Raw genomic sequence first — 26,771 nt, forward strand, 5'->3', positions numbered from 1 at the left:
ACGTTGTACGAATTTATAGATTTTTTATGATAAATTTTACAATTGAAACGCTTATGTTTAGTTTTTGGTCATAGTTTTCAGTGCTAGCAAACAATCTGAAACTGAAAACTGCGACTGGGACTTAAAACTAAAAAATTATCCCAGCCATTTAATTAAAGCTTCTTCTACACTTCCTTTCATAATTGGTTTAGAAATATAATCGTCCATTCCGGCAGAAATGCATTTGTTGCGTTCTTCCTTTTCTGCGCCAGCAGTAACGGCTATTATTGGAACATCGCGTCCTTTTTTAGTGTTTCTGATTGCTTTTGCAGTTTCGTAGCCATTCATAATAGGCATTTGAATATCCATAAAAATAATGGTCGGATTAATTTTTTCAAATTGCTGAATGGCTTCGTACCCGTTTTCACATTCGAAAATAAAAGCATTATTGTATAGATTTTTTATAATTGTCTTAAGTAGAAGCATATTTACTTTGTTGTCTTCCACAATTAAAAAAGTAATATTGTTGCCGTTAGTTTCTATTTCGTCAGAATCCAGATTGATGTTTAAACTTTTGAGTTCGGCATTGTATTTATCATTAATGCTCTGGTTGCTTGTTTTTAAATTCAAATCAAAGAAAAAAGTGCTTCCTTCGTCAATTTTACTTTCTAGCTGTAAACGACTTTCCATTAAAGCAAGCAACTGATTAGATATGGTTAAACCAAGTCCAGTTCCTCCAAATTTTCTTGTTGTAGAACTGTCTTCCTGAGAAAAGGCTCTGAAAATTCTCTTCTGATTTTTTTCTAATATGCCAATTCCGGTATCGATAACCGCAAAGCGAATCACACAATTGTTGTTTTTGTTTTTTTCTAAAACGGAAACATTTAATTTGATGGAACCTTCAGTTGTAAATTTAACGGCATTAGAAAGCAGATTAATCAAAATTTGTTTGATGCGGACAATATCTGTCCAGATATATTTTGGAACTTCAGGATCTATATTCAACTCAAGTTTTAGATTCTTTTTGTTGGATTCGTAGATAATTAAATCAAAAATTTGTCCTAAGATTTTTTTAATATCATATAAGTCAATAAAGAGCTCTAATTTTCCAGCCTCAATTTTTGAGAAGTCTAAAATGTCATTAATAATTTCAAGAAGGGAATGAGCCGATTGGTTAATTGTGGTCATGTATTTTTCTTGAATTTCCTCTAAATCTGTTTTCATTAATAAATGTGTAAAACCAATAATTCCGTTTAGAGGAGTTCTAATTTCGTGAGACATATTGGCTAAAAAGTCAGATTTTGATTTGCTTGCAGCTTCTGCTAGCTGTTTGGCTTTTATGGCGTCTTCGATTTCTTTTTTGCTTGTAATATCAAAATATATTCCGCCAACAAATTCAATTTCATCATTTCGCTTAATTACATCTCCAAATTCTTCTATCCAAATGTACTCGCCACTTTTACGCTTAATGCGATATACATTATGCAAAGGTATTCCGTTTTGGAGATTATCGATTTGATTGTTAATTACATCTTCTTTATCATCAGGATGAATTAACGACAGAAAAGACAAATTATTTTCAATAAATTCAGATTTTGAATATCCTGTAAGGTTTGAGACCTCGTCGTTTAAGAATATTTTGGTCGAGAAAGCGTCAAATTTTGATAAATAAACCGTTCCAGGAATATTGTTGGCAATCAATTTGAATTTTTCCTCGCTTTGGATAATTTTAGTTTCATTTCGGTTTCTTTCTAATGCAGACGAAATGTTATTTGCTAAAACCTGAAAGATATTAATTTCGTCTTCAGACCATTCTCTTTCTGTCGTGCAATCATCAAAGCCTATAAAACCAGTGAAAATGTCATTTATGTAAATTGGTAAAATTAAAATTGACTGAATTTCGTTATCGCTCAGTAGCTTTTTGAAAAAACCATCATTAAGATTTCGCGTTAGCGTATTTAAAATTTTTCTTTGTGATGCAGCATCGTAAATCTCTCGCAGATTTTCTTCGGTCATAGATCGCAATGGCGTGATCTGATGCGTAACCCCTTCACGCGACCATTTGTATTTTTGGCTTACAGTATTGTAAATAGCATCTTTTTCGTAGTAATACATATGATCTACTTTGGCTGCTTTTCCAATAATGTTATACGTTTCCTCAAACATCTGATGAGTAGTTTTGCTTAGCAGGAACTTTTCGGTACACAAAGAAAGTGCAGACAAAAGCTGACCTTTGAGTTCTAATTTTCTTTCTGCTTCCAATCGCATTTGTGAAGAAATGGCAAGCGAAATTACATCTGAAATAGTTCTCGCATAATTAATGTCTTCATTATCCCACTCGCGTTTATGTTCAGTGCTTTCAAAACAGACAACTCCTGCCAATTGTCCTGTTAAGAAAATAGGCACATCCAGCATTGATTTTATGTTGTTTTTTGTAAAATAAAGCTTTTGAAATTCAGATGTTTCCAGTTTGTTGAATACATCTGGAGCATTTATGATGGCTTTGTTGTTTAGTGTTTCAAAATAAATAGGATAGGATTCTTTTTTTAAAATATTTTTGTCACTTACGCTTTGATTGTCAAGGCTAAAAAGATTTTTGCAAGTAATGAGGTCGTCGTCATATTTCCAGAAACTTACACGATTGACATCGCTTATTATAGCGGCTTCTTTCAGTATTAAATCAATGATTGTGTTTAGTTCGTCATATTTGCTAAAGTCTGTAGTAGATAATTTTTTGGTTGAACTATTATAAGCTTCAATTTTTTTAAGACGTCTTTTTTTCTCCTTTTCGATATTCTTTTTCTCGGTAATATCTCTTGCAATTCCAGAAAAGCCAGTTGTTAATCCTAAATCATTTTTGCGTACAATGATCTTTTGCGAAATCCACATTTCTTCGCCGTTTTTCTTCAGAATTGGAATTTCAATAATTGGATAATTATTTTCATTTAGCACCAAATTTTCATAGAAATCTACTGCACTGGTGATATAGTTTTCGTGAATAAAATTTGAATAATGCTTTTTAATGATTTCATTTTCAGTATAGCCAAGAGTAGAAAAGCCAAATTCATTGATGAAAGTAAAATGACCTTCGGCGTCAATTTCAAAAATGATATCGGTTGCGGTCTGAATTAGATTTTTGTATTGATCCTGAACGATAACCTGCTCCGTAACATCTTGTCCGATACTGATGATTAAATCTTCTGAGAACTTTTTATCTTTCCATTGGATATATTTGTATTCGCCGCTTTTTGTTTTTAATTTTCTGATATACAGCTTATTTTCGTGGTTTTTGATTGGATCTAATTTTTCTTCTGAATCCTCGGTTAATTCCCAGAATTTTACGCCCATAACTTCTTCGGGCAGATAGCCTAAAATGGGAGTTATGGTTTCGCTGCAAAAAAGAATTTCGCTTTTTTGATTGGAGGCTATTGTAAGTGAATTTCCTTTGTGAACTATTTCATTTGCAAATCTAAAATTGTCCCGATTGTTTAATAAAACAGCATATTTTACCTGATTTATAATGAAAATCAGAATGCAGAAATTAAGCAATAAAATAGAGGATTTTATTGGAATAAGATGAAATGCTAGCGTGGCAATTAAAAAAGCAAAGGTTAAGCCGACAAAAGTCCAGTAAATTTTTATAGGCTTGAGGATGTTGTACGAAAAGAAAAAAGAAATAAGGAAAACAATAATCGGTACAACGTCATTTCTTAAGGTAACAATGTTGTAAGCGACATAACTGATATAAATAAAGAAGCAAGAAATAAAAATCTGTTGGATTTGATCTCTTACCCATTTGATTCTATTTGTTACAGTGTAAATTAAAAGAACAAAAATGCCAATGAGAACATTGACTACCAATAGGCTTTTGGGTCTAATTTTGAAGATTTCATTGATAATTTCGATAACAATTACTGCAATGCCAAAAAATAAAATATAAAGCTGATATTCTCTGCTAACAGTATCTTGTTCTTTCTTTTTTTCTATGAAATATCCAATTTTTGCTTTGATTTTGAAAAATTGATAGACCAAAAGCGACAGAAAAGCAAAGAGCGATAATCCTAAAACAATAAGTTTATGATTATTGTAGAAAATGATATCAGGATTAAATACATACCATCCGGTCATAATTGATTCAAAGGCACTTCCACTAGCGGAAATTCCTGAGATAACCGAATTGAAAAAACTACAGTTTGCGACCATAGAATTTGGGGTATGTTAGTTAAGTAAATAGCGTTTTGAAAATTCTTAAAAAGAAGTGGTTAGGTTCTCTATAATTAAGAATTTTCTATTTTAATCTACATTGTATTTTCCGATTGAATCAATTGAATCTTCTTCTTCAGATTGTGTTCCAAAAATGGCAAAATATGTTGCATAAATCATAGAGCTGTTAAAAACAACAGTAAAAATGATACCTACGCAACAGGCAATAAAACCAACCATTGAACCAAGAAAACCTATGATAAAAAAGGCAAATATGTTGAGCGGATTTTTAGTAACAATTATAAAACTTGATTTTATAGCGTCAATTGCTCCAAGGTTTCCGAAAACAATTAATGGTATTGACATATACATGAAGTAGGAAACAGTAAACGAAACTATATTTCCAAGAATTAAAATTCCTGAACTTTCAATTAAGTTGGCAAGAGCTGTTCCTAACAAAGCAGGAATAAAAGCTGCTACGAAAATTTGTCCAAAATACGGAGCTTTATAGTAAGTAAAGATAGTTGAAACATTAAACTCAACGTCTTTATCTGCAGAATCTGCCATTTTAAGAAAACCTGCACCAAAAGGAGCTGTAATTCCTGCAACTACAGAAACAACGACGGTTTGTACTACAAGTTCGATAGCTGTGAATTGTTGGTTTTCTATGTTCTCGATGAAATCTTTTGATATGGCTTGTGCTCCAAAATAGGCAACCATTATTCCCATAAAAACCACAGCAGCAATAATCGAAAATACTAAGATAATAAGCCCAGAGTAAAGAGCTATTTTTTTATAGTTTTCGAAAGCGTGGTTAAAAACTGTAGCAAAATCAAGGGAATAGCCATTTTTTTTAATGTCCTCAATTTGATCACGTGTAGATTTCATTTGTATGTAGAATTGTTTTATAGACTTATAATATTTGAAAGGTATCTTGACGTAAATATAATATTTTTAATCAATTCTATATAAAAATCTACAAAACATTCCGAAATGTTTTTAACTGATTTATAGCCAGTCTAAAATCCTTTTTATGGAAACTAGTTTATTTTTATATGGTGCATAACGCATAGGTAAATCAAGCCAGTTTCCTTTTTTTACAATTGCTTTATGGTGAGAGAATGTATCGAAGCTTCGTTTGCCATGATACGCACCGATTCCGCTATGGCCAACACCGCCAAAAGGCAATCTGTTATTAGAGAAATGAATAACAGAATCGTTGATACAGCCACCTCCGAAAGAGTATTTTGAAATTAGTTTCTGTGTAAATGAATTGTTTTCGCTAAAAATGTAAAACGAAAGAGGTTTTTCATAACGGCTAATAACCTTTTCGATGTCGTTTTCATTTTCGTAAACTAAAATCGGCAGAATGGGACCAAAGATCTCTTCGGCCATAACTGGACTATCCAAATCTGGCTCTTCAAGAAGCGTTGGTGCAATATAAAGTTTGTTGGCATCGCTTTCTCCTCCAAATAAAATATGCTCATTTTGAATCATATTGGTCAATCGGTACCAGTTTTTTGTATTTATAATTCTGGCAAAATCAGGAGATTTGTCAATTTTCTTGCCATAAGCTTTAATGATTTCTTCAATTAAATACGAAATGAAATTCACCTTCATATTTTTCTGAATCAGAATATAATCGGGAGCAATGCAAGTCTGGCCAGCATTAATAAATTTTCCCCAGACAATTCGTTTGGCGGCAAGTTTTAAGTTGGCAGTTTCATCTATAACGCAAGGATTTTTTCCTCCCAATTCGAGTGTAACTGGAGTTAAATTTTCGGCTGCTGCTTTCGCAACAATTTTGCCTACAGCAACGCTTCCAGTAAAAAAGATATAATCCCAACGCTGTGCCAGCAGTTTATTAGAAACTTCGATTCCGCCTTCAAAAACTTCAACATGATTAACATGAAAAGTTTTTTCTATAATTTTTGCAATTACGGCAGAGGTATGAGGTGTAAGTTCAGAAGGTTTTAAAACTACTCGGTTTCCCGCAGCTACTGCAGCAACCAATGGACATAAAGCAAGCTGAAAAGGATAATTCCAAGGAGCAATGATCAATACGTCTCCGTAAGGTTCTTTGTAAATATAATCGCTAGAAGGGAAATTAAGAATTGATGGAAGGACACGTTTAGGTTTGGCCCATTTATTAATATTTTTTATAACATCTTTCAGTTCTGAAATGACGTAATTGGTTTCGGTCAAAACAGCTTCGAATTCAGGTTTTTTAAAGTCATCGTATAAAGCTTTTACGATTAAATCTTCGCTTTTCTGAATATTGTACAATAACTTTTTTAGAGTTTCCTTTCGATATCCGATGTTGTTTTTATAATCCATTTTCCGATTAACTTGAATTTTTCCTATGCAAGTTAATTTATAAAATTTAAAAACTTAACAATTAAATCATAAAAATCATACAGCATTCCAAATCGGGTCGTCTGGAGTTGGTGCGATAATCGTAATGTTTTCTTTAGAAACAGGATGTACAAAAGTTAGTTTTCTCGCATGAAGATGTATTCCGCCATCGGGATTGCTTCGGTCTGCACCGTATTTAAGATCACCTTTAATTGGAGAACCAATTGCAGATAATTGTGCGCGAATTTGATGGTGACGCCCAGTATGCAAATTGATTTCCAACGCCGTATAATTTTGAAGTTCTTTGATGATTGTATAATCTAAACTGGCTAATTTGCTGTCTGGAACTTCTTTTAAATGAGCTTTTGAAGTATTGTTTTTTTCGTTTCGTTTTAAATAATGAACCAATTTTGCTGATGCTTCATGAGGTTTATTTTTTACAACAGCCCAATATGTTTTTTTAGTTTCACGATTGCTGAACAATTCGTTCATTCGAGATAAAGCTTTACTGGTTCTCGCAAAAACTACAATTCCTGTTGTAGGTCGATCCAAACGATGAATCACACCCAGGAAAACATCTCCAGGTTTGTTGTATTTGGCTTTAATGTATTCTTTCACAATATCAGACAAAGGTTTGTCGCCTGTTTTATCGCCTTGAACAATATCGCCCACACGCTTATTAACCACAATTATGTGATTGTCTTCATGAAGTATCTGTAAGTTATCTTTATTTGAAACAATTTTCATATTAGACTGGCTTAGATTTTTAGACATACTTAGACTTCTTAGATTTTGACTTATTTTACAATAATGTAGCTCTAAATCGTGATGTCATTTTAGTGATTTCCTCTAATAAATTAATTAATTCAATTGTATTTTTTTCATTTATGAATCCTAAGTCAGATGAAATTAAAAGTTGTGTTTCAACTTCATATGCCGATCCAATGGCAATTTCTAAAAATCGAGCAAAATCTTTATTTGAATTTCTTGAAGAACCTTCTGCAATATTTGAAGGAATTGACACTGCAGCTCTTCTTAGTTGATTAATTATTCCGAATTTTTCTTCACTAGGAAATGTGGCTGTTATAGAATAAATTTTAGAACAAAATAATCTGCTTTTTTTCCAAATCAAAAGCTCTTTAAATTGATGCATGGCTTATAATAGTTGATAGATTTTAATAAGGTCTTAAGATTTCAAAAAATTAAACTTCTTAGGGGTTATGCAATTAAATAAATTTAAGCATAAGATCTAAGAAGTCTAAGTATGTCTAAAAATCTAAGCCAGTCTAACTTTAATATTGTTCATTAGCATTAGGGAAATCACTAGATTTCACATCAGCAGCGTATTGTCCGATTGCTTTTGTCATTTCTTCGTAAAGATTTAAGTAACGGCGAAGGAAGCGTGGACTGAATTCGTTATTCATTCCTAACATATCGTGGATTACTAAAACCTGACCGTCAACACCGCCTCCAGCTCCAATTCCGATAACTGGAATAGAAATGCTATCAGCTACTTTTTTAGCAAGCGCTGCAGGAATTTTTTCCAAAACAACAGCAAAGCATCCTACTTTTTCAAGCATTTGAGCATCTTCGATTAGTTTCTCAGCTTCTTCTTCTTCTTTAGCGCGAACCGTATAAGTTCCGAATTTATAGATAGATTGAGGAGTTAAACCTAGATGGCCCATTACTGGAATTCCAGCATTTAATATTTTTTTGATAGACTCTTTAATTTCTTTTCCTCCTTCAAGTTTTACAGCATGTGCACCACTTTCTTTCATGATTCTGATAGAAGAACGTAAGGCTTCTTTTGAATCTGACTGATAACTTCCGAAAGGTAAGTCAACTACAACCAAACCTCTTTCTACAGCGCGAACTACAGAAGAAGCATGGTAAATCATCTGATCTAAAGTAATAGGTAGAGTAGTTTCGTGACCCGCCATTACGTTTGATGCCGAATCACCAACTAAAATTACATCAATACCAGCGGTATCAACAATTTTAGCCATTGTATAATCATACGCAGTCAGCATAGAGATTTTTTCTCCATTGCTTTTCATTTCAATTAATGACTTTGTTGTGATTCTTTTATAATCTTTTTTTGCTACTGACATTTTATTGTTTTTTTGATAATGTAAAAGTATTGAATAATTGTAAAACGGGAATCAGCAATAATAGAATATTTCGACAGAAAATAGTTTACCGTCTTTAAAATCTAAACGGAATTGACTGTCTTCCATTACGATACTATAAATGTGAGGCGATTTTAGAGAAGCTTCAATATAAGTTCCATATTTTTCAATGAAAGCTTTTTCAGACAGTGTATGATCTAAAATAGCATTAGAGTTTATAATAAATTTATTGTTTTCGTTAATGAAAACTTTAATGATTTCTCCTTGATTTTGCTTTTCATCAACAGAAACTTCCAAATCTGGATAGTAATAAAATAAATCACTCAGATAAATTCCGCATTCATCTGAAATGCGAGTTTTTTTGGGCGGATTTCCCATTGTTTTAATCAAATCTGTCAGCGAAATGTTAACCGATTTTGTTTTAAAACTTTTTAATGAATAATGCGATTTTTGTGTGAATGCAATTATCTGTTCGACTAATTTATGATTTGCCAAACCTTTGGCCAATGCCATATTTAATTCTGTTTCGGTAAGTAATTTAGAGTCGTTTAGCTGTTTTACAACTTCGTAATATCTTTGATATGCTGGAATTAATTTATCGTAATTACTGTTCCAAGCCAATTCTACAATTCTTTCGCTAACTGTTTTACGTTCGTTAAGAGCAGTAGCATCAAGTTTGTCAAATTCTTTTAAAAGAGCATCAAAATTAGGTCGTGGACCAAGAAATTTTCTAAGTGTATATTTAGAATATTCTTCATTAAAACTACCATTTATATTTACCCATTCATCAGGATTTATAGGAAGATAATTTACGGGAACAGGATCTCCAGTAAATAAAATTTCTCTGATTTTTGAACTCTTATCAGGCAAAGCTCTCGCTTTCAATCCTGCAGCAAGAACAAAAAGATGATTGCCTCCATAATAAGCATCGCCACCTTCAAGAATTGGGTTCTTAGGATCTTTAACTTTTAGATCTTTTGCATTAAGACTTTTAGCGATATATTTTTCTTGAATATATCCTTCGCTCAAATTATCGGCTTGTATTTTGTACCAGCCATTTTGATTTTCTGATAATAAACGGACTTCTGCTCCATATTTAAAATATCCTAAAAAATCTGCAGATGGATTTGGCGAAGTATAGAGTCTTGTGTCTGAGTTTAAAAAATAACGTTCTTGAGAATGAAGTAGAATGGAGCAGAAAAATAATAAGAAGTAAAGTTTTTTCATGAATGTTTCTATATTTTTTTGCCACGAATTCCACAAATTAACACTAATCTATATAAAAATAATTCGTGCTAATTTGTGGAATTCGTGGCAACTTAAATTTTAGCAATCAGCCATATTTACGGCAACTGCAAGACCTCCTTCAGAAGTTTCTTTGTATTTTGAATTCATATCTTTTGCTGTTTCCCACATTGTGTTAATCACTTTGTCTAAAGGAACTTTAGCATTTTTAGAATCAGTTTCTAGAGCTAATTCAGCAGCATTTATCGCTTTAATGGCACCCATTGTATTTCTTTCGATACAAGGAATCTGAACTAAACCGCCAATAGGATCACAGGTCAAACCTAAATGATGTTCCATTGCGATTTCAGCAGCCATAAGAACCTGAGCAGGAGTTCCGCCCATCAATTCGCATAAAGCTCCCGCCGCCATTGCAGAAGAAACGCCAATCTCAGCTTGGCATCCGCCCATTGCTGCAGAAATAGTAGATCCTTTTTTGAAGATACTTCCGATTTCGCCGGCAACCATCAAAAATTGTTTGATTTCTTTTTCGCCTGCACTATGGTTTTCAATTACCATATAATACATTAAAACGGCCGGAATTACTCCAGAACTTCCATTTGTTGGAGCTGTAACAACACGTCCTAAAGAAGCATTTACTTCATTTACGGCAAGTGCAAAACAGCTAACCCATTTTAAAATCTGGCGAAATTTAACTTCAGTTTTTCTAATTTCTTCCAGCCAGCTTTGCGGGTCGGTATAATTTGATAATCCGATTAGGTTTTGGTGCATGTCAAAAGCTCTTCTTCTTACATGAAGTCCGCCAGGAAGAATACCCTCTGAGTGGCAGCCAATATACATACACTCCAGCATAGTATTCCAAATACGCATTAATTCAGAATGCACTTCTGCTTCTGGGCGCATCGAAATTTCATTTTGATATACAATTTCAGAAATTGATTTGTTTTCAGTAATCGTATAATTCAATAATTCAGCTGCATTTTGAATTGGGTAAGGAAACGCACATTTTATTGCTTTCTTTTCTTTAGCGTTGGTACGTTCTTCTTTTACAACAAACCCGCCTCCGATAGAATAAAAAGTAGATTCGTATTCTGAGTCATCAGATTTGTAAGCTGTAAATTTCAATCCGTTGGCATGAAACGGAAGAAAGTCTTTGTTAAAAACAATGTCTTGAAGAAAAAAGAACGGAATCACTTTTTGGTTACCCAAATTGATTTCGTTTGTAGTTTCGATTTTTTTAATAATTCCTGCGATATCTTCAACAGGAATATATTCAGGATCTTGTCCGCTCAATCCGAGCATTACGGCAAGATCTGTTGCGTGGCCTTTTCCAGTTAAAGAAAGTGAGCCATATAAGTCGACTTTTACTCTAGTAATATCGTCTAAAATTGCTTCGTCTTTGAGCTCTTCAAGAAAACGTTCAGCAGCACGCCAAGGACCTAAAGTATGTGAGCTTGAAGGGCCAACGCCAATTTTAAGCATATCAAAAACAGAGATACATTCTTCCATTGTTCAATTTTTATTAAGACAAAGATAATCGAATAATGCAATTATGATTATTTTTTGAATGTTAATCTTGCATATTTGTTAAAAAAGATATTAAAATTTAATAATTCGGCAACGAAATAAATTTAAAACCTTAATATGCGCTTTACGTAAAAAGTTAGCTATTTTTAGGTATTTTTGTAAAAGAACGAGTTGTAAAGAATACTCGATTCGTCAATATTAATACTTCATGGATTTTGTTTGAATTCTGAAAAATGTCTTTTTACAAATTATAATGCCACAAGAAGATAAAGTTACCATATGATAGAATTTTTTAAACATCTATTACAAGAATTCGAATTACCTTTAAGTAACCCTGTATTAATTTTTTCATTAATACTTTTTATAATTCTGCTTTCACCAATTTTACTTAAAAAGATTAATATTCCAGGAATTATTGGGCTTATTATTTCGGGAGTTATCATTGGCCCTCACGGATTAAATATTTTGGCAAAAAACTCTGCAGTCGATTTATTTTCGACAATTGGACTTTTGTATATCATGTTTATTGCAGGATTGGAATTGGATATGAATGAGTTTAAAGCCAACAGAAATAAGAGTTTACTCTTTGGTCTTTTTACCTTTATTCTACCGCTTTCTATCGGATTTCCAGTTTGTTTTTATTTGCTTCAATATGATTTTAATGCCAGTTTTTTGACAGCAAGCATGTTTGCAACTCACACTTTGGTTGCGTATCCTATTGTCAGTAAATTGGGAATTGCCAAAAATCAGGCGGTTGCCATTACCGTTGGAGGAACCATCTTGACCGATACTGCCGTTTTGATTATTCTGGCCGTAATTATGGGAAGTGCTCAGGGGAATTTAAATCAAGCATTTTGGGTAAAACTGATAATTTCTTTAGCTATTTTTTCTGCCATAATGTTTGTAATTATTCCACGTGTTGCAAAATGGTTTTTCAAGAAATTAGAGAGTGAAAAACATGCCCATTATATTTTTGTGCTTTCTGTGGTTTTCTTTGCCGCCTTTTTGGCCGAAGTAGCAGGAGTAGAGCCAATCATTGGAGCTTTCGTAGCAGGTTTGGCATTAAATCCGCTTATTCCGCATTCTTCTGCTTTGATGAATAGAATAGAGTTTATTGGAAACTCATTATTCATTCCGTTCTTCTTGATTTCAGTGGGAATGTTAGTTGATGTCAGCGTTATTTTGAGCGGACCAACTGCTTTGATCGTAGCAGGAACTTTAAGTGTTGTGGCCATATTCGGTAAATGGATTGCAGCATTTTTTACTCAAATTGTTTTTAAATACACTAGAACCGAAAGACAGCTTATTTTTGGATTAAGCAGTGCGCACGCAGCAGCAACTTTGGCAGTAATTTTGGTGGGTTATAAAGCTAAAATTTTAGACGAAAATATCTTAAACGGAACCATTATTCTGATTCTGATTACATGTATTGTAGCTTCATTTGCTACTGAAAAGGCGGCCAAGAAAATTGCAATCTGCGAAGAAGAATTCTCACATGAAGATACAGAAAGAGACCAAATTCTTGACGAACATATTCTGATTCCGTTGGCTAAAACTTCGGCGGCGGCGAGCTTACTGGATTTTGCCCTTTTGATAAAAGATAAGAAGTCATCTAACCCAATTACTTTATTGACGATTGTTCCTAATAATAATCAAGCAGAAAAGAACATTCTGAAATACAGAAAAGCAGCTGATAAATTTGTTATTCAAGGTTCTGCTTCAGAAGTTAAAATCAATACCATTGCCAGAATTGATCACAACCCTGCGAGTGGAATTGCCAGAACTTCAAAAGAAATTATGTCTGATATTGTGATTGTGGGATGGCCGAGAAAGACAGGATTTATTGATAAAATTTTTGGAGAAAATGTAGATTCGATAATCAATAATGTCGATAAGACTTTGTTTATCTGTAGGTTCCAGAAAAATTTTATTGAAGAAAAAAGACTGGTTTTTATCTGCCCTCCATTTTCTGAAAGAGGCGTTGGTTTTCATTTGCTTCTTCAGAAAATATGCCGTCTATCACAGGAATTAAGCATTCCGATTGTGCTTCATGCCGAATATAAAACGCACGAAACCATTCAGCAGATTGCTAATAATTTAAAATTAAATGCCAAATTAGGATTCAAAAATGTTTCGGATTGGGAAGATTTTGAAAGTATCTCTGACGAAATAAAACCAACCGATTTAGTTGTCTTCAACCTTTCTAGAAAAGGCTCTGTTTCGTATCAGTCTATTTTTGATAAACTGCCTCAGAAATTTGAGAAATATTTTGACAGCAATAATGTGATACTGGTTTATCCGCAAGACGATCGCAAAGAAAGCGCAATGGATGCTTACGAAGATTTTACTGCATCACCTTTAGCAAAAGGAATTGAAGCTATAGAACAGATTGGACGAGGCATTGGAAGTATTTTGAAGAAAAATTAGGCAATCTTTTAAAAGCTGTAAACCAAATAATGAAACTAAAACTCCTGTTAATTGTATTGATCGCAATTACTTTTACAGTAAGCGCACAGAATAAAATGAAAAGCACAAAAGAACTTATAGACAAAGCCGATCCAGGCTGGCCAATTGTGGAAGAGTGGATTAAAACTGCAAAAAATAAAGTAGAGATTCTGCCAGTTGATCAAGCGAGAGCAAGCGAAACGTTATATAAAACTCAAGTTACGACAAGGTCAACTATGGGTGCTGTAATTTTTATGACAGGTGGTCTTTTAATAGACGATGGCTGGATTAGAATTTTGGGGTCTGGAAGTTCAAAATTTAATAGAACATTACCAGATTGGAATAAAGGAAAATCATTTAATGAGTTTGGCGAAACGCCAAGTTTCCTGCTGATTGCTGATGACGCCATTGGCGGTTTTTATTTATTAAACGGAGGCGGATTAGGAAGTGATCTTGGAAAGATCTATTATTTCTCGCCTGATAATTTAGAATATGAACCGCTTGATATTACATACTCAGAGTTTTTAGGTTTTTGTTTTAGTAATGACTTGGATAAATTCTATGAAGGGAATAGATGGAATGGATGGCGCGAGGAGGTATCGAAATTAAAAGGCGATGAAGTTTTTAATTTTTATCCATTTTTATGGACAGCTGAAGGAAGTGATATCAATAAAAGCACAAGAAAAATTATCCCAATTCAAGAACAGTATAATTTAAATCTTGATTTGCGTAAACAAATTGGTTTGGGGCAATAAAGCTTGAAAAAATTTCAAAAGAACATAAATATGAATCACAATGCTAAGTCAATACGCCCATTTATAGGTTCTAAAAACTTTGAAATATCAAGAAGTTTCTATCGCGATTTAGGATTTGAAGAAACGGTTTTAGAATCTAATTTTTCGGTTTTCAAAACGGGAGAAATTGCTTTTTATCTTCAAGATTATTATGATAAAAGCTGGATTGAAAACACGATGATTTTTCTAGAAGTTGACAATGTTGAACGTTATTATCAAGAGCTTTTAGCTTTGAATCTTCCCGAAAAATATGAAGGAGCAAAATTAACTCCGATAAAATATCTAGATTGGGGAAGCGAATGTTTTCTTCATGATCCAGCTGGAGTATTATGGCATTTTGGAAAATTCAAGTAATAATTTTTTCTCACTCAAGAATCTTGTTCTCAATTTCATAAAGGGTTTCTCAATTATTTGGTGAAGTAGATATGCAGCTGTTACACAGGTAATAATGCAAATTAACATTGAAAATGTACTTTTTGTATCGATATTTAAATAAGCGAGAAATTCCTGCGTAACATGTATAATTCCTTTGTGAGTTAAATAAATTCCATATGAAAGACTTGCTATAAAAGTAGTAGTTTTAGAATTCCATTTGTATAATACACTTTCAGTAGAAATAGCAGCCATTACTACAAATCCGTAGCCAAGTCCAATTATTGGAAACCCAAAAATTGATGCGTAAAAAGATCTTTCTTCAATACAAAGAATATAAGCTCCAAGCAATATTAGAAGTCCAATAATCAATAAAAGATTTCCGTATTTCGAAATTTTATTCCATAATTCAGGAACAAACTGATATAAGGCTGCAATTGAAACCCCGATCAAAAGTCCATCCAAGCGATTGTATGTTGGGTAGTAAATATACTTGTACCAATAAAGCCAAGAATTATCATTTTCAATAGTTGGAATATATAATTTTTCCCAACTATAAAATCGAATGACAAATCCTAATATGACAAAGATAATTAGCAGCCAATATGATTTGTTGAAGAATTTTGTGTTTAGCAAAAAGTATAGAAATAAGGGTAGGAGAAGATAAAAGTGTTCTTCGACGCAAAGTGACCAAGCATGCGAAAATGTACCAAAATCTTTAAGATTTAAATCAAAATTTTGTGTAAAGGTGAGTAGTTTCCATAAAGAAGGAAGAGCTTCTCTTTCTCTAAAAAAAGGGAAAAGATAATAGATTGCTGTGACAAACCAAAAAGCAGGAAGAATTCTAAAAAAGCGTTTTACAAAAAAGTCTTTAAACGAAATTCCGACGCCATTTTTAATTTGAAAAAATAGTTGAGAAGAAATTAGAAAACCGCTTAAGACAAAAAATAAATCGACTCCTGTCCAGCCAAATTTCGCAATTATAGGAAGCCATTCCGGGTAATCAAATACAGGAACTTGATAGTGAAATAAAAAAACAAAAGAGATTGCAAAAGCACGTAAATGATCTAGCCCGTAAAGTTTTTTATCCACCGTTGTAAGTTTGTATGATTTGGTTATTTTGAACTCAAAGGTATATGTTTTTGTGAAGCTTAAAACTTGAAAATAGAAGGTTTATTAACATTTTTTTTCTAACTTCAAGTAAATCATCTCAATCCAAAATCACCCAAAACGCGAGTAGTACTTTTGCGCTGATACCAGTCATTATAAACCAATTCTAAATTTTTGACTTCAAATTCTCCAAAATCATAATCACGGAATTTTTCTGTAATTTCTATTAGTTTTTTCGGATTTTGAAGTTTTTCCTGAAAACGCATTACCGTAGAATGTGCGGTTGAAATTTCATATCGGCTGTCTATAGATTGCTGTAATCCTGAATTTTTGAAATTCTCTCTAAGCCTGTTTCGTAAATTATTCAACGTTTCATCACTTGGAAATCCCTGAATCATAATGGCCGAAGGTGAAGCGGTTATGCCTTTGTAATGAATTTTTATTTTCTCTACGTCAACCATACTTCTGCAAATTACTTCAATATATTCGTTTGGAGAGATTTGATTTAAAGTAAATTTATCCGAACAAGAAATAATCGACATTACCGTAATATGGATGTCTGAATCTGGATAAAAATACTGTTCTGGTTCAGCCTTTTTAAGTTCATTGATAAAAGCTTCGATATTCGCTTTAATTTCATCATTTGGACGAATAAGCAACGTAATTCCAAAACGAGAATCAGACTCATTTTTAAGCTCAGAATCTATCGAGTATTTTCCTGCCGAAATGATTTCAGAAGATGTTTTATAAAGCTGATTGTAATGTTCGGTTAAATTCATTTCTGTATGTTATTCTGCTTCAAAAATCGATTTTAAAAGCTTTTGTAAATCATGTTTATTGTTTTCTCCACCGCCTTTCCATTTCCCAATAATAATGCCGTTTTTATCAATAAGAATTTTGTGAGGGATTCCGCTAACGAAATAATCCTTATCTATTGAACTATTATTTTCTAAAATAGAAATATGTTTCCAGGATTCAATTTTATCTTTTGCAATGGCCTTTTTCCAAGCATCCGATTTTTCATCTTTTGTAATGCTTATTATTTCAAAGCCTAGCGATTTATAATTTTTGTATAACTCTCTAATATACGGTAATTCTTCACGGCAAGGAGCACACCAGCTAGCCCAGAAATCAATTAAAACATATTGTTTGTTTTTAAAATCGGCAAGCGAAATGTCTTTATTATCAATGTCCTTCAGATTAAAGTAGGGCGCTGGACTTCCAACTTTGCTTTGGTTAAAATATTTTAATTTCTCGGACATTTCTTGTCCTTTTTCAGAATTCTTTATTTCTGGCGTAAAATTTTCAAAAACTTCCACGAAAGTGTCATAAAAATTCATTCCAATAAAACGACTAACATGAAGTCGCATTAGTTGTAAAGAACGGTATGAATTAGGATGATTTTTAGCAAAAACAAAATCAAGTTTTAATTCTTCAATATCATTTTGATCTTTTGCATTTTCTAACTCATCCAAACGAAGATTTAATTGATTTTTAATTATCGAGTCTTTTTCAATTTCAATTTTTGAATACACTTCTTTTTGGAGTTTTACGATAGAATCGCGAACTTTTTTTGTCGGTTTATGAAGTTCTAGAATTTCTTTTTCAATTGCGGCTTCGTCTTGAGCGAAACTCAAAAAGGTTGTAAAAAAGGCAAAAAGCAAAAAAAGGAGGTTTATTTTTTTCATTAAATAAGACTTTGTAAATGATAATAAAATACTAAGATTTAAGATTACTTCTTTTTTACTTTTTCAAGATTTTCTTTTACCCTAAACTTGACTATTTCATCAATTAAGTCAAATGGCATTGGCTCTTTCAAAGGAAATTGGACAGACCCTTTTCCTGATTTATACTTCGAAAGTTTTTCGGCAAATGCTGCATGTCCAGAAGGCAGAGCATAAAGTCCGATATGGTTTTTGAAAGCCGCAAAATAAACCACAATTCCATTCTGCTCAAAAGCTGGCATCGAATAACTGATTTTTTCTTTAGCATCTGGAGCTGCTTTCTGAATCGTCATTCGAACTTTCTCTAGAACTTCCTGAACATCATTCGGAAATGCACCAATGTATTCGTCTATGTTTTCGGGTTTTTTAACTTCCATAACTTTTTTTTGTTTCAGGTTTCAGGTTTCAAGTTGCCTTTCTTTGCAGTTAAATCTTTACCGCAAAGTGCGCTAATTTTTTTTATACGAAGACTAAGCAAAATCTATATTTTAAGTTCGCAAAGCTTTGTATAGAAAATACTTTGTGAACTTTTCATTTTAATGATTCTCAAAAAGACTTTGCGTACTTTGCGTTCCCGATAGCTATCGGGATTGCGATCTTTGCGGTAAAAAAACACACACAGATTTTGCGGTTAAATAAGATTAAGCAAGACCTTTAGGAAAACGATCCAAAACCAAATTCAATCGTAAATTATGCTCCAAATAAGCTTTTGCTCCCGCTAAAACCAAAGTAAAACCTTCAGTTGAATTACGAACCTGATCAATTATTTTATCCGAATCTCCGTGAAAACCAGAATTGGTAATACTCACAAAAGTTTCATTTTCGTTTAACGGACTAAAAACCCATTCGACTAAAGTAATTTCGTCTGGATTTCCCCATTCTAAGACAATCTTTTTATTTTCTTGTACAACAAGTGTAGTTACTGAAAGCGAAAAACCATACATTTCCCAAGTCCATTCGGTTTTTTGGTTTTCTTCTAATTTTCCCGATCCTTTCGTAAACCAAAATTTACTAGTAATTTGAGGATCGATAAAAGCCTGAAAAACTTCTGAAACAGGTTTTCTAATCAGCATTTCGGCCTTTGCATATTTATTGTTTTCTGTTTTCATTTTTTTTAGGTTAGAAGTTGTTTGTTAGAAGTTTAAAAGTAAATTTTAAGTTGATTTACTTTTAAACTTCTAATTTAGGAATTCAGATATTAATATGTGCTAAAATTTAATTAAAATGTAAATCCAGCAATTAAATTGAGAGAATTTGTTTTCATTGATTGGTCAGTCGGCATAGCAGGTTTAGCAATATCTGTTAAACCTAAATTTTCTCGTAATTCAATATAGATGTTGTGATTATCATTTAGTTTAAATTCTTTTCCGAATCCGGCTGAAACTCCAAAATCCATTGATTTTCTATATTTGGTATCTTCTAAATTCTCATCTGAATTTTGTATGCCAGAAGTTTTATATTTCCAACCTGACTTAAGCAAATAACCTAAATAAGGTCCTCCATTAATATAAAAACTCTTATTACGAGTAAAACTGAATTTTAACATGATAGGAAGTGTGATATAATTCAAATAGTTAGTTGTTTTAATGCTATAACGATCATATGATACATTCGAAATATAAGCGCCTTCTCCTTTTGAAGTTTGTGTTTTTCTGTCGTAATCTAAATCTGCTCTTAAAGACAGACTTTCATTTAGTTTGTATTGCGCTGAAATTCCAAATAAATAAGAAAAACCAGGGTCTTCATCTATAAAAGATTCGTAACCTCTAAAACTTGAGTAGGTTAAACCTGCTTGCACACCAAATTTAAATTTTGATTCTTGAGCAGTTGTTTTGAATGTGATTAAAGTAATTGTAAAAAGGAATAGGGTAATTTTTTTCATTTAATAATAGGTTATTTAATTTTGGAAGAGCGAATATATGTAATTAGCTTTTACAGCCTAAAATTAAACGTTCTTTTTATCAATCCATTTTCCAACAGTTGGCGCAACGTAATTTTTCATTTGATCCAATAAATCAGCAATATTGTCACTTACCAAAAGCATTTCTCGATTTACTTCTTTAAGCAATCCTTTTTCGGTCATAGTTTGCAATAACTCAATCAAGGAATCGTAATAGCCATTTACGTTTAAAACAGCAATTGGTTTTTTGTGCAATCCTAATTGCGCCCAAGTCAACATTTCGAAAAGCTCTTCTAGCGTTCCAAAACCTCCAGGAAGCGCAATTACACCATCGCATAAATCGTTCATTTTGGTTTTTCTTTCGTGCATGCTTTCTACCAAAATTAATTCAGTTAAGCCTAAATGAGCAATTTCTTTTGATCGTAAAAAGTTCGGAAGCACGCCAATTACTTTTCCACCTGCATTTAAGGCTCCATCTGCAACCGCACCCATCAAACCTACATTTGCACCGCCGTAAACTAATTCTATATTTTGTTCGGCCAAAGTTTTTCCTAGAGCAGTGGCTTGTTCTTCATAAATTTTTTCAGTGCCAAAACTAGAAGCACAGAAAACAGTAATTCTTTTCATTCTTTTGCTTTTTTTAGACAAGATGAGAGTAGCAAGAAGAAAGACGATTTATTATGTTCAATATCTTTTCTCTTGCTTCTTTCCTTTTATTTCAAGTCTCTGTTTTTCTTCAATTCATATTCAAAATAAGGAAAATCAGTGTCATTAATAGAAAATGTCAGTTCATTGATTTTTTCGGCTCCTAGTTTTAAAACGGCTTTTTGAGAACGAAAATTTTCTGCTCCAATATGAAAAAGCACCGAATTAACATGCTGGAAAGCATAATCCATCATTAATTTCTTATTTGAACTATTATATGGTCCACCCCAATATTTTCTTGTAATGAAAGTGTAGCCAATTCCAACATTCGATTTTTCTGGATTGTAGTCATAAAAACTTGTTGTTCCCATTACTTCATTGGTTTGTTTGTCAAGAATTAGAAACGAACTTTTTGTGATTATTATGTCAAAATAAGTTTTGAAACCTACTCTTGTATATCGATCCTTTACAGGATTCTGTTCCCAAATTAAAGGATCAGAAGCAGCTTCAAATAATGCTTCAAAATGTTTTTCTTCTAAGGGAATTAATTTTGAAATTTCATTTTCTAAGAAATCGGGCTGTAAATTGAAATTTGATGTTTGCATTGTTTTGGTTTTTTATGGTTAGTTTTTATTCCATTCTGTTTCTCATTTTTAATCTGTGTCAATTCACTAGCGATCCTTCGACTTCGCTCAGGAAGGCAAAATAAAATCTGTTTTAATCTGCAAAATCTGCGTGAAACAAAAAATTATATCTGTTTAATCTGCACACAAGAAACATTTTGCATTTTAATCTGTTTCCCTACTTTTTTTAATAATCCCGTTTTAGAATCTCTTTTAAAAACAACTATATTATTGGTTTGAACATTCGAAGCAACTAGAAATTTTCCGCTTTCGTCAATAGCAAATATACGCGGATGTTTTCCTCGTGTAGATTGATAGCCAATGTTTTTCAATAATCCGTTTTCATCAATAGAGAATATCGCAATATTGTTTTCTTTACCTCGGTTTGTCGCGTAAAGAAATTTTCCGTCAGGAGAAATATGAATATCAGAGCTCTCAAAACCTTCTTTAATTTTGTCGGGATGTGTGGCAATGCGCTGCACTTTGTTTAAAACACCATTTTCATAATTGTAAACACTTATCTGTCCCGCCATTTCTTCAGTACAATATCCCCATTTTTGATTTGGATGAAAAGTAAAATGTCTTGGTCCAGCTTCTAAATCGGTTTTTGTAAATGGATTTTGAGTTTCTATTAAAGGTTTTTTCTGATTTTCATCAAAAGCATAACTACGTATTTTATCGGCGCCTAAATCGGGTAAAAATAAATAATTGCCCTGCGGAGAAAATACTGCCGAGTGCACATGAGATTTGGTTTGTCTTTCTTTGTTTACGCTTCCGTCTGTATAGTGAAAATTTTGCGCAATAGAATCAATCCTGCCATTTTCCAGAATTGGATAAACCGATACACTTCCTTCTGTATAATTGGCATTGGCAAGCCATTTTCCGTTTTTGTGCACGCTGACATACACTGGATTTTCGCCACCGCTTCTCTGGCTGTTTAAAAAAGTCAAAGTTCTTGCTGTGGTATTAAACTCAAAACTGCTTACACTTCCTGCATTTGGAGTTTTAGTGTCTGTGCAGGCGTAAACATATTTTCCGTTTGGAGAAACCGTTAAATATGATGGATTGACAATATTTTTAACCGAAGTAAATTTGGTCAGTTTCCCGGTCAAAGTATCCAATTGATAAACCTGAATCGTTTCTGCCGTTTTATCGCGATTATAAGAACCTAAAAACACATAAGTATTTTGTGAAAAAATGCTGGTTGTTAAAAGGAAGAAAAAGAACAGAAGTATTATTTTTTGTTTCACGGTTTTTAGTTTGTTTCTGGTTTTAGAGTTTCAAGTTTCAGGTTTCATGTTTTGCATAAATTTAGAACTCACAATTCATAATTCACAACTCATAATTAATTCACCTCTTTCCACCATTGTTGAAATTCTTGTTTGTCGTTTTTTAATTCAACAGCTTCACCGATCATTGGCGTTACTAACGGAATCGGGTTTTCTGAGAGATTATTTAATTCAGTCACTTTATTTAAAGGTTCGTCCCAAGAATGTAGTGATAAAGCAAATTTCGAAGAATGTACAGGAAATACCCTTTTAGCTTTTAGGTCTTTCATGGCTTGTATTACATCTTCTGGCATGTTGTGAATATATTTCCATTTTTCATTGTATTGGCCATTGTCAAGTAAAGCAATGTCAAACGGGCCATATTTTTCGCCAATTGCAGCAAAATGCGAATCATAACCACTGTCTCCGCCCAAATACATTTTAAAATCCTTAGTTTCCAAAATGAAAGAAGTCCAAAGCGTATTGCATCTTTTAAAACCTCTGCCCGAAAAATGACGAGAAGGAGCAGTATGAATGGTTAGATTTTGATCTAATTTGATTTTTGAGTGCCAATCTTTTTCAATAATAATTTCAGGAGAAAAGCCCCAGAATTCCAAATGAGAACCTACGCCAAGAGCTGTGATTATCTTTTTAGTTTTAGGTTTTAATTTTAAAATAGTATCGTAATCCAAATGATCATAATGATCGTGCGTAATCAATAAATAGTCAATTTCTGGAAGATCTTCAACCGAATAAATATCAGAACCTTTAAACGATTTTGTTGTACCGGGAATAGGAGAGGCGTTACCGCTGAAAACAGGATCAATCAAAAAACGCTTTCCTTCCAACTGAATAAAGTATGACGAATGCCCGAACCAAACTAAAATATCTTGATCTAAAGAAAGTTTGAGTAAATTGGTTTTTATAGAAGGAATCAAATCTGTCGGGATTTTTCGATCTACTTTTTTAAAGAAAAATTCAAGCAAAACTCCAGCCATACTTGCTCCTTCAGCTAAATCTGGCGTAAAACTCTGGTTTTCGAATTTTCCATTTTTATATTGAGGTGAATTTTGAATCTGAATTAATCTTGCGCCCGAAGGTGCTTTTCCGAATTTTGGATGCTGCAGAAACATATAAATTGCCAAAACAATCAGGAATAATAGAATTAGGAATGTTATCATTTATTTTGCGGATATAAATTTTGGGTATATTCAATTGAAAGTAAAATTATCTTTTTTAGGATTTCGATATCAATATCAGTTAATTTTTTAACGTAAATACAGGCTTTTGACGACGTATGCTTTCCTAGTTTAGATAAAAGTGCTTCTCTTTTTTCTTCAGGCAGATAGAAATAAACAGTCATTGCTGTTTTTCTTGGCGAAAATCCTGCAAGTGGCGCATCTCCTTCGTGTCCGCTTTCATATTTGTAGTGATAACTTCCGAAACCAATAATGCTTGGGCCCCACATTTTGGGTTCAAAACCTGTTATTTCCTCAATTATTTTTAGAAGTTCAAAAGCATCATTTCTTTTAACGTCATTTTCAACAGCGTTAATAAAATCAGTAACGCTGTTTTGAGTTTCTGTGGTTTTATTTTTTGCCATTTTAGCTTACTATTTCTTTAATAAATTGCTTTTTAAAAGAACGTTTTTGATTTTAAATTCAGTCGCATAAAACAAATTAGCATCTTCAGGCATCTGATTTTCCAATACAATCAAACTTACATCACTTTTTGGGAAATACAAATTTACGCCAGAAAACCCGTCTCCCAAACCTGTATGTCCAAGATACTTAACAGATTCTTCTTCTACAATTCGAATTCCGTATCCATAAGGCTGTTTTTCTTTTCCGAAGAAATTATGCTGAGATAAAATGGTGTTTTTAATTAACAATTGATACGATTCTGGTTTTAGAATCTTTCCTTTATGAAGATTATTGTTCCAAATTGCTAAATCAGAAACGGTTGAAATTATGCCGTCTGCGCCTAAAGTTTCATCTGTGATTTGTCTTGAGGTATCAGGTTCCAATTGATTTTTTTCATTATAATAACCTGTTGCCAGATTTTGTTCTTTATCTTTTGAATAGCAAAAAGTGTGATTCATTTTTAATTTCTTAAAAAGTGATTCAGCAACCTCTGTATAGCTTTTTTTAGAGCTGAATTCGACAATTTTTGCAACCAGATTAAAACTTAGATTTCCGTATTTAAAATCGGTTCCAGGTTTAAAAACTAACGGTTTTTGTAAATCGACAATTCCGTGAGAATGATTTAAAAGCTGATGAACCGTTACCGAATCTGCCCAAGTTTGAGTTAATTCAGGAAGATATTTTTTTATTGGAGCATTTAAATCGACATTTCCTTTTTCGACTTCCAATAAGAGCAGAGTTGCAGCAATTAATTTACTGTTAGACATGATTTCAAATTGCGTATCTAATTTTAAAGGTTTTTTAGTTTCGAAATTTGAAAAACCTTCAACTTTTGAATACAGTGTTTTTCCGTTTTGAGAAATCAAAATCACACCATTAAATTTAGGATTTGAGTTTTGAAGTACGCTATCGATGCTTTTTTTATAATCGTTATTTTTTTGAGCTGATGAATTGCAAGAAGTTAGTATTAAAACTAATAATAAGGAGATTTTGGTGATGAAGTTCATTTATAATGGTTAATGGTGAATTGTTAATGGTGAATTGTAAATTGTAAATTGTTATTGTTTAATGTTTAATGGTTGCTCGATTGAATATAGTTGATGATTTTTTATAGTATTCTATAATTAATAATTTACCATTAACAATTCACAATTAACTAAAACATTCCGTTTTCATTAATAGAATCTTTAGGAACAGGTTGTCCAAGATCCCAAAGTTCGACGATTTTATTCAATTTGAATTTGAGAATATGCACGACGGCAAAACCAATATCTGAACGCGTTTGTTTAAGATGCGAATGTACAGCAACAAGGTTTCCGTCTTCTAAAATATGATGTATTTTAAAAACTTTATTTGGGTTTGTTCTGGCTGATACTTCCATAGCAAGCATTAATGTCTCTGCGTCACCTTTGAAGTAGGCATTATGGTGTTTGAAATTCTTTCCGACATATAATCGAAAACCTTCATGAGGATGCCCTTTTGCTGCTAGTTTCAGGAAGTTTTTAGCGATTTCTTTATTAGTCATAATTCAAAATTTAAAAACAAACTAAGTTATGAAATAAAGCGCTATAAATTTTGCAGAAAATACTTAGGAATTTATAAAATTAAACTTCTTCCGATTTGATTTTAGAAAGATCAATGCCCAATTTAGCAAACTCTTTTTCTCCCAATTTGGTAATGTAAAAATGCTTGTTTGAAGTTTCATTTTTTGCGATCCATTTTTTGTCTGCGAATGTTTCAAAAAGCAATTCGCCGAGTTTGCCACCAATATGACTGTAGCATTTTTTGGCTGGCTTTATAGTATTTTTGGTTTCCATTTTTTTCTTTAGATTTTCTTTTTTACCGCAATTTTAGAAGCCAGATAAGCCATTGGAAGATAAGCAAAAACTAAATCGACAATGCTGAACCAAATTGGAGATGGAAGTGTAAAGACCATTGTGATGCCACCAAATAAAAAGAAAGCTCCAATAACAAACGCTAATTTTGTTTTGCTAGAGGCAGCAGATAATGCAGTTGTGAGTGCTCCAGCAAAAGTTCCGATTGCGTGGGCTAAAAATGGAAAAAGAAAATGCTTTGGCTCGAATAAGTGCATAGTAGCTTGTAAACCTTCCGTAGTCGTAACATCAGCACCATTTGGAGGCGGAATTATGGAACCGCTTATTAAAATAATGCTCATATTGACAATGCTTCCGATAACAAGACCTGCAATTACGGCCAAAGTATTTCTTAAAAATGGATTCATAACTTTCGTTTTTTTGTTATAACGAAAGTAAGAAAATTATTCTTTTGATGATAATGCTCTTTCAGTTTCTATTTGAGGTTTTCCTGTAGCATTTGGCTGGCCTTTTCCAGTTTCTATTAATTTTTTCAAACTGTTTTCGACATAGTTGCTCCAGCCTTTTGTGCAAACATCAAAACATTCGTATTCTGGAACCAAACCAATGTGTGTAAAAGTGAGTTTTGTTTTATTGCCTTCTTTCGAAATGTCAAAAACAGCTGTTGTGTTAGTCCATTCGGTATCGTCTTTGGTAAAACTAAAATAGTTTTCTTCAATCAGCCAGACAATTTTTTGATTTGGAATAACTTCTGTCAATTTTATTTTACAGCGGTGAACATCTTCGTAATGATATTTAAATTCGTCACCTTTGTTTGCTGTTTTTCCTTCAATTTCTTCAGACCACCAGCCTTTAACGTTCTGTATAGCTTTGAAAACTTCTTCTGGCGATTGATTGAGAAGTATTGTTGTGGTAAAATCGTGAGTGTTCATAATTAATTGATTTTTTAAATTAGTAAAGTAAAATTACAATCT

27 protein-coding genes are annotated in these 26,771 nt (G+C 32.7%); 3 read left to right on the forward strand and 24 right to left on the reverse strand.

Translation table 11 applies throughout. The features are described from left to right. Positions 1-135: 135 nt before the first annotated feature. From DM397_RS19140 to DM397_RS19175, 8 genes are all read right to left on the reverse strand, one after another. On the reverse strand, positions 136-4,182 hold the full coding sequence (locus DM397_RS19140) for a PAS domain S-box protein (RefSeq protein WP_111379062.1): 4,047 nt from the start codon (positions 4,180-4,182) through the stop codon (positions 136-138). Between the two features lie 90 nt (positions 4,183-4,272). Next, positions 4,273-5,070, reverse strand: coding sequence for a DUF2189 domain-containing protein (locus DM397_RS19145; protein WP_111379063.1), 798 nt, complete (start codon positions 5,068-5,070; stop codon positions 4,273-4,275). Between the two features lie 120 nt (positions 5,071-5,190). Continuing rightward, entirely contained in the window at positions 5,191-6,519 is a 1,329-nt protein-coding gene (locus DM397_RS19150; RefSeq protein ID WP_111379064.1) for an aldehyde dehydrogenase, read from the reverse strand. A gap of 75 nt (positions 6,520-6,594) precedes the next feature. Beyond that, positions 6,595-7,284, reverse strand: coding sequence for an RluA family pseudouridine synthase (locus DM397_RS19155; RefSeq protein ID WP_111379220.1), 690 nt, complete (start codon positions 7,282-7,284; stop codon positions 6,595-6,597). A 55-nt stretch (positions 7,285-7,339) separates the two neighbouring features. Next, positions 7,340-7,690: a four helix bundle protein gene (locus DM397_RS19160; protein WP_111379065.1), complete on the reverse strand. Its 351-nt coding sequence runs from the start codon at positions 7,688-7,690 to the stop codon at positions 7,340-7,342. A gap of 139 nt (positions 7,691-7,829) precedes the next feature. Next, the gene (gene panB / locus DM397_RS19165) at positions 7,830-8,648 is read right to left on the reverse strand and encodes a 3-methyl-2-oxobutanoate hydroxymethyltransferase (protein WP_111366180.1); all 819 of its coding nucleotides are present in this window, start codon (positions 8,646-8,648) and stop codon (positions 7,830-7,832) included. 51 nt (positions 8,649-8,699) lie between these two features. Beyond that, the gene (locus DM397_RS19170; protein WP_111379066.1) at positions 8,700-9,893 is read right to left on the reverse strand and encodes an SH3 domain-containing protein; all 1,194 of its coding nucleotides are present in this window, start codon (positions 9,891-9,893) and stop codon (positions 8,700-8,702) included. Between the two features lie 99 nt (positions 9,894-9,992). Next, positions 9,993-11,420: an L-serine ammonia-lyase gene (locus tag DM397_RS19175; RefSeq protein ID WP_091133206.1), complete on the reverse strand. Its 1,428-nt coding sequence runs from the start codon at positions 11,418-11,420 to the stop codon at positions 9,993-9,995. Between the two features lie 297 nt (positions 11,421-11,717). On the opposite strand from DM397_RS19175, the gene DM397_RS19180 reads away from it, so the two are divergent. The 3 genes from DM397_RS19180 to DM397_RS19190 are packed head-to-tail and all read left to right on the forward strand — an operon-like array spanning position 11,718 to position 15,031. Beyond that, positions 11,718-13,865, forward strand: a complete 2,148-nt coding sequence (locus tag DM397_RS19180; protein WP_111379067.1) for a cation:proton antiporter — start codon at positions 11,718-11,720, stop codon at positions 13,863-13,865. Between the two features lie 29 nt (positions 13,866-13,894). Continuing rightward, positions 13,895-14,638, forward strand: coding sequence for a DUF2625 domain-containing protein (locus DM397_RS19185; RefSeq protein ID WP_185957088.1), 744 nt, complete (start codon positions 13,895-13,897; stop codon positions 14,636-14,638). A 30-nt stretch (positions 14,639-14,668) separates the two neighbouring features. Further along, positions 14,669-15,031, forward strand: coding sequence for a VOC family protein (locus DM397_RS19190; protein WP_111379222.1), 363 nt, complete (start codon positions 14,669-14,671; stop codon positions 15,029-15,031). On the opposite strand, the gene DM397_RS19195 is transcribed toward DM397_RS19190, so the two are convergent. The 16 genes from DM397_RS19195 to DM397_RS19270 form a co-directional block, all read right to left on the reverse strand. Continuing rightward, the gene (locus tag DM397_RS19195; RefSeq protein WP_111379068.1) at positions 15,005-16,141 is read right to left on the reverse strand and encodes an acyltransferase family protein; all 1,137 of its coding nucleotides are present in this window, start codon (positions 16,139-16,141) and stop codon (positions 15,005-15,007) included. The two genes, DM397_RS19190 and DM397_RS19195, sit on opposite strands and share 27 nt — an antisense overlap. 113 nt (positions 16,142-16,254) lie before the next feature. Further along, on the reverse strand, positions 16,255-16,938 hold the full coding sequence (locus DM397_RS19200; protein WP_111379069.1) for a 2'-5' RNA ligase family protein: 684 nt from the start codon (positions 16,936-16,938) through the stop codon (positions 16,255-16,257). A gap of 9 nt (positions 16,939-16,947) precedes the next feature. After that, positions 16,948-17,847, reverse strand: coding sequence for a TlpA family protein disulfide reductase (locus tag DM397_RS19205; protein ID WP_111379070.1), 900 nt, complete (start codon positions 17,845-17,847; stop codon positions 16,948-16,950). Between the two features lie 44 nt (positions 17,848-17,891). Beyond that, positions 17,892-18,260: an iron chaperone gene (locus DM397_RS19210; RefSeq protein ID WP_111379071.1), complete on the reverse strand. Its 369-nt coding sequence runs from the start codon at positions 18,258-18,260 to the stop codon at positions 17,892-17,894. A 264-nt stretch (positions 18,261-18,524) separates the two neighbouring features. Next, a complete protein-coding gene (locus tag DM397_RS19215; protein WP_111379072.1) occupies positions 18,525-18,992 on the reverse strand; it encodes an SRPBCC family protein in 468 nt (155 codons plus the stop codon). Between the two features lie 110 nt (positions 18,993-19,102). Then, positions 19,103-19,765, reverse strand: a complete 663-nt coding sequence (locus tag DM397_RS19220; protein ID WP_111379073.1) for a porin family protein — start codon at positions 19,763-19,765, stop codon at positions 19,103-19,105. A 63-nt stretch (positions 19,766-19,828) separates the two neighbouring features. Continuing rightward, the gene (locus tag DM397_RS19225) at positions 19,829-20,410 is read right to left on the reverse strand and encodes an LOG family protein (protein ID WP_111379074.1); all 582 of its coding nucleotides are present in this window, start codon (positions 20,408-20,410) and stop codon (positions 19,829-19,831) included. Positions 20,411-20,496: 86 nt separating this feature from the next. After that, positions 20,497-21,033 carry a GNAT family N-acetyltransferase gene (locus DM397_RS19230; protein WP_111379075.1) on the reverse strand — a complete coding sequence of 179 codons (537 nt, stop codon included), beginning with the start codon at positions 21,031-21,033 and terminating at the stop codon, positions 20,497-20,499. Positions 21,034-21,176: 143 nt separating this feature from the next. Continuing rightward, on the reverse strand, positions 21,177-22,301 hold the full coding sequence (locus DM397_RS19235; protein ID WP_239457883.1) for a lactonase family protein: 1,125 nt from the start codon (positions 22,299-22,301) through the stop codon (positions 21,177-21,179). Between the two features lie 95 nt (positions 22,302-22,396). Then, entirely contained in the window at positions 22,397-23,500 is a 1,104-nt protein-coding gene (locus DM397_RS19240; protein WP_111379076.1) for an MBL fold metallo-hydrolase, read from the reverse strand. Next, a complete protein-coding gene (locus DM397_RS19245; protein WP_111379077.1) occupies positions 23,497-23,922 on the reverse strand; it encodes a DUF1801 domain-containing protein in 426 nt (141 codons plus the stop codon). The genes DM397_RS19240 and DM397_RS19245 overlap by 4 nt, the downstream gene beginning before the upstream one ends. A gap of 9 nt (positions 23,923-23,931) precedes the next feature. Continuing rightward, the gene (locus DM397_RS19250; RefSeq protein ID WP_111379078.1) at positions 23,932-24,969 is read right to left on the reverse strand and encodes a serine hydrolase domain-containing protein; all 1,038 of its coding nucleotides are present in this window, start codon (positions 24,967-24,969) and stop codon (positions 23,932-23,934) included. A 149-nt stretch (positions 24,970-25,118) separates the two neighbouring features. Next, positions 25,119-25,487 (reverse strand): nuclear transport factor 2 family protein, encoded by a 369-nt coding sequence (locus DM397_RS19255; protein ID WP_111379079.1) that lies wholly within the window; start codon positions 25,485-25,487, stop codon positions 25,119-25,121. Positions 25,488-25,566: 79 nt separating this feature from the next. Next, a complete protein-coding gene (locus DM397_RS19260) occupies positions 25,567-25,779 on the reverse strand; it encodes an ArsR family transcriptional regulator (RefSeq protein ID WP_111379080.1) in 213 nt (70 codons plus the stop codon). Between the two features lie 8 nt (positions 25,780-25,787). Beyond that, on the reverse strand, positions 25,788-26,204 hold the full coding sequence (locus DM397_RS19265) for a hypothetical protein (protein WP_111379081.1): 417 nt from the start codon (positions 26,202-26,204) through the stop codon (positions 25,788-25,790). Positions 26,205-26,240: 36 nt separating this feature from the next. Beyond that, complete coding sequence (locus DM397_RS19270; RefSeq protein WP_111379082.1) at positions 26,241-26,729, reverse strand: SRPBCC family protein; 489 nt, start codon at positions 26,727-26,729, stop codon at positions 26,241-26,243. Positions 26,730-26,771 lie beyond the last annotated feature (42 nt).

Origin of the sequence: Flavobacterium nitrogenifigens (assembly GCF_003254565.1) — a bacterium.
Classification (GTDB): Bacteria; Bacteroidota; Bacteroidia; order Flavobacteriales; family Flavobacteriaceae; genus Flavobacterium; species Flavobacterium nitrogenifigens.

Bases quoted from the DNA above. Each gene is read 5' to 3' on its own strand.
- DM397_RS19140 (WP_111379062.1), bottom strand. From the start codon at position 4,182: ATGGTCGCAAACTGTAGTTTTTTCAATTCGGTTATCTCAGGAATTTCC.
- DM397_RS19270 (WP_111379082.1), bottom strand. From the start codon at position 26,729: ATGAACACTCACGATTTTACCACAACAATACTTCTCAATCAATCGCCA.
- DM397_RS19225 (WP_111379074.1), bottom strand. From the start codon at position 20,410: ATGAAAAGAATTACTGTTTTCTGTGCTTCTAGTTTTGGCACTGAAAAA.
- DM397_RS19260 (WP_111379080.1), bottom strand. From the start codon at position 25,779: ATGGAAACCAAAAATACTATAAAGCCAGCCAAAAAATGCTACAGTCAT.
- panB (WP_111366180.1), bottom strand. From the start codon at position 8,648: ATGTCAGTAGCAAAAAAAGATTATAAAAGAATCACAACAAAGTCATTA.
- DM397_RS19190 (WP_111379222.1), top strand. From the start codon at position 14,669: ATGAATCACAATGCTAAGTCAATACGCCCATTTATAGGTTCTAAAAAC.
- DM397_RS19220 (WP_111379073.1), bottom strand. From the start codon at position 19,765: ATGAAAAAAATTACCCTATTCCTTTTTACAATTACTTTAATCACATTC.
- DM397_RS19180 (WP_111379067.1), top strand. From the start codon at position 11,718: ATGATAGAATTTTTTAAACATCTATTACAAGAATTCGAATTACCTTTA.
- DM397_RS19155 (WP_111379220.1), bottom strand. From the start codon at position 7,284: ATGAAAATTGTTTCAAATAAAGATAACTTACAGATACTTCATGAAGAC.
- DM397_RS19250 (WP_111379078.1), bottom strand. From the start codon at position 24,969: ATGAACTTCATCACCAAAATCTCCTTATTATTAGTTTTAATACTAACT.
- DM397_RS19210 (WP_111379071.1), bottom strand. From the start codon at position 18,260: ATGGAAGTTAAAAAACCCGAAAACATAGACGAATACATTGGTGCATTT.
- DM397_RS19215 (WP_111379072.1), bottom strand. From the start codon at position 18,992: ATGAAAACAGAAAACAATAAATATGCAAAGGCCGAAATGCTGATTAGA.
- DM397_RS19175 (WP_091133206.1), bottom strand. From the start codon at position 11,420: ATGGAAGAATGTATCTCTGTTTTTGATATGCTTAAAATTGGCGTTGGC.
- DM397_RS19170 (WP_111379066.1), bottom strand. From the start codon at position 9,893: ATGAAAAAACTTTACTTCTTATTATTTTTCTGCTCCATTCTACTTCAT.
- DM397_RS19160 (WP_111379065.1), bottom strand. From the start codon at position 7,690: ATGCATCAATTTAAAGAGCTTTTGATTTGGAAAAAAAGCAGATTATTT.
- DM397_RS19245 (WP_111379077.1), bottom strand. From the start codon at position 23,922: ATGGCAAAAAATAAAACCACAGAAACTCAAAACAGCGTTACTGATTTT.
- DM397_RS19265 (WP_111379081.1), bottom strand. From the start codon at position 26,204: ATGAATCCATTTTTAAGAAATACTTTGGCCGTAATTGCAGGTCTTGTT.
- DM397_RS19240 (WP_111379076.1), bottom strand. From the start codon at position 23,500: ATGATAACATTCCTAATTCTATTATTCCTGATTGTTTTGGCAATTTAT.
- DM397_RS19230 (WP_111379075.1), bottom strand. From the start codon at position 21,033: ATGCAAACATCAAATTTCAATTTACAGCCCGATTTCTTAGAAAATGAA.
- DM397_RS19150 (WP_111379064.1), bottom strand. From the start codon at position 6,519: ATGGATTATAAAAACAACATCGGATATCGAAAGGAAACTCTAAAAAAG.
- DM397_RS19200 (WP_111379069.1), bottom strand. From the start codon at position 16,938: ATGAATTTAACCGAACATTACAATCAGCTTTATAAAACATCTTCTGAA.
- DM397_RS19145 (WP_111379063.1), bottom strand. From the start codon at position 5,070: ATGAAATCTACACGTGATCAAATTGAGGACATTAAAAAAAATGGCTAT.
- DM397_RS19205 (WP_111379070.1), bottom strand. From the start codon at position 17,847: ATGAAAAAAATAAACCTCCTTTTTTTGCTTTTTGCCTTTTTTACAACC.
- DM397_RS19185 (WP_185957088.1), top strand. From the start codon at position 13,895: ATGAAACTAAAACTCCTGTTAATTGTATTGATCGCAATTACTTTTACA.
- DM397_RS19255 (WP_111379079.1), bottom strand. From the start codon at position 25,487: ATGACTAATAAAGAAATCGCTAAAAACTTCCTGAAACTAGCAGCAAAA.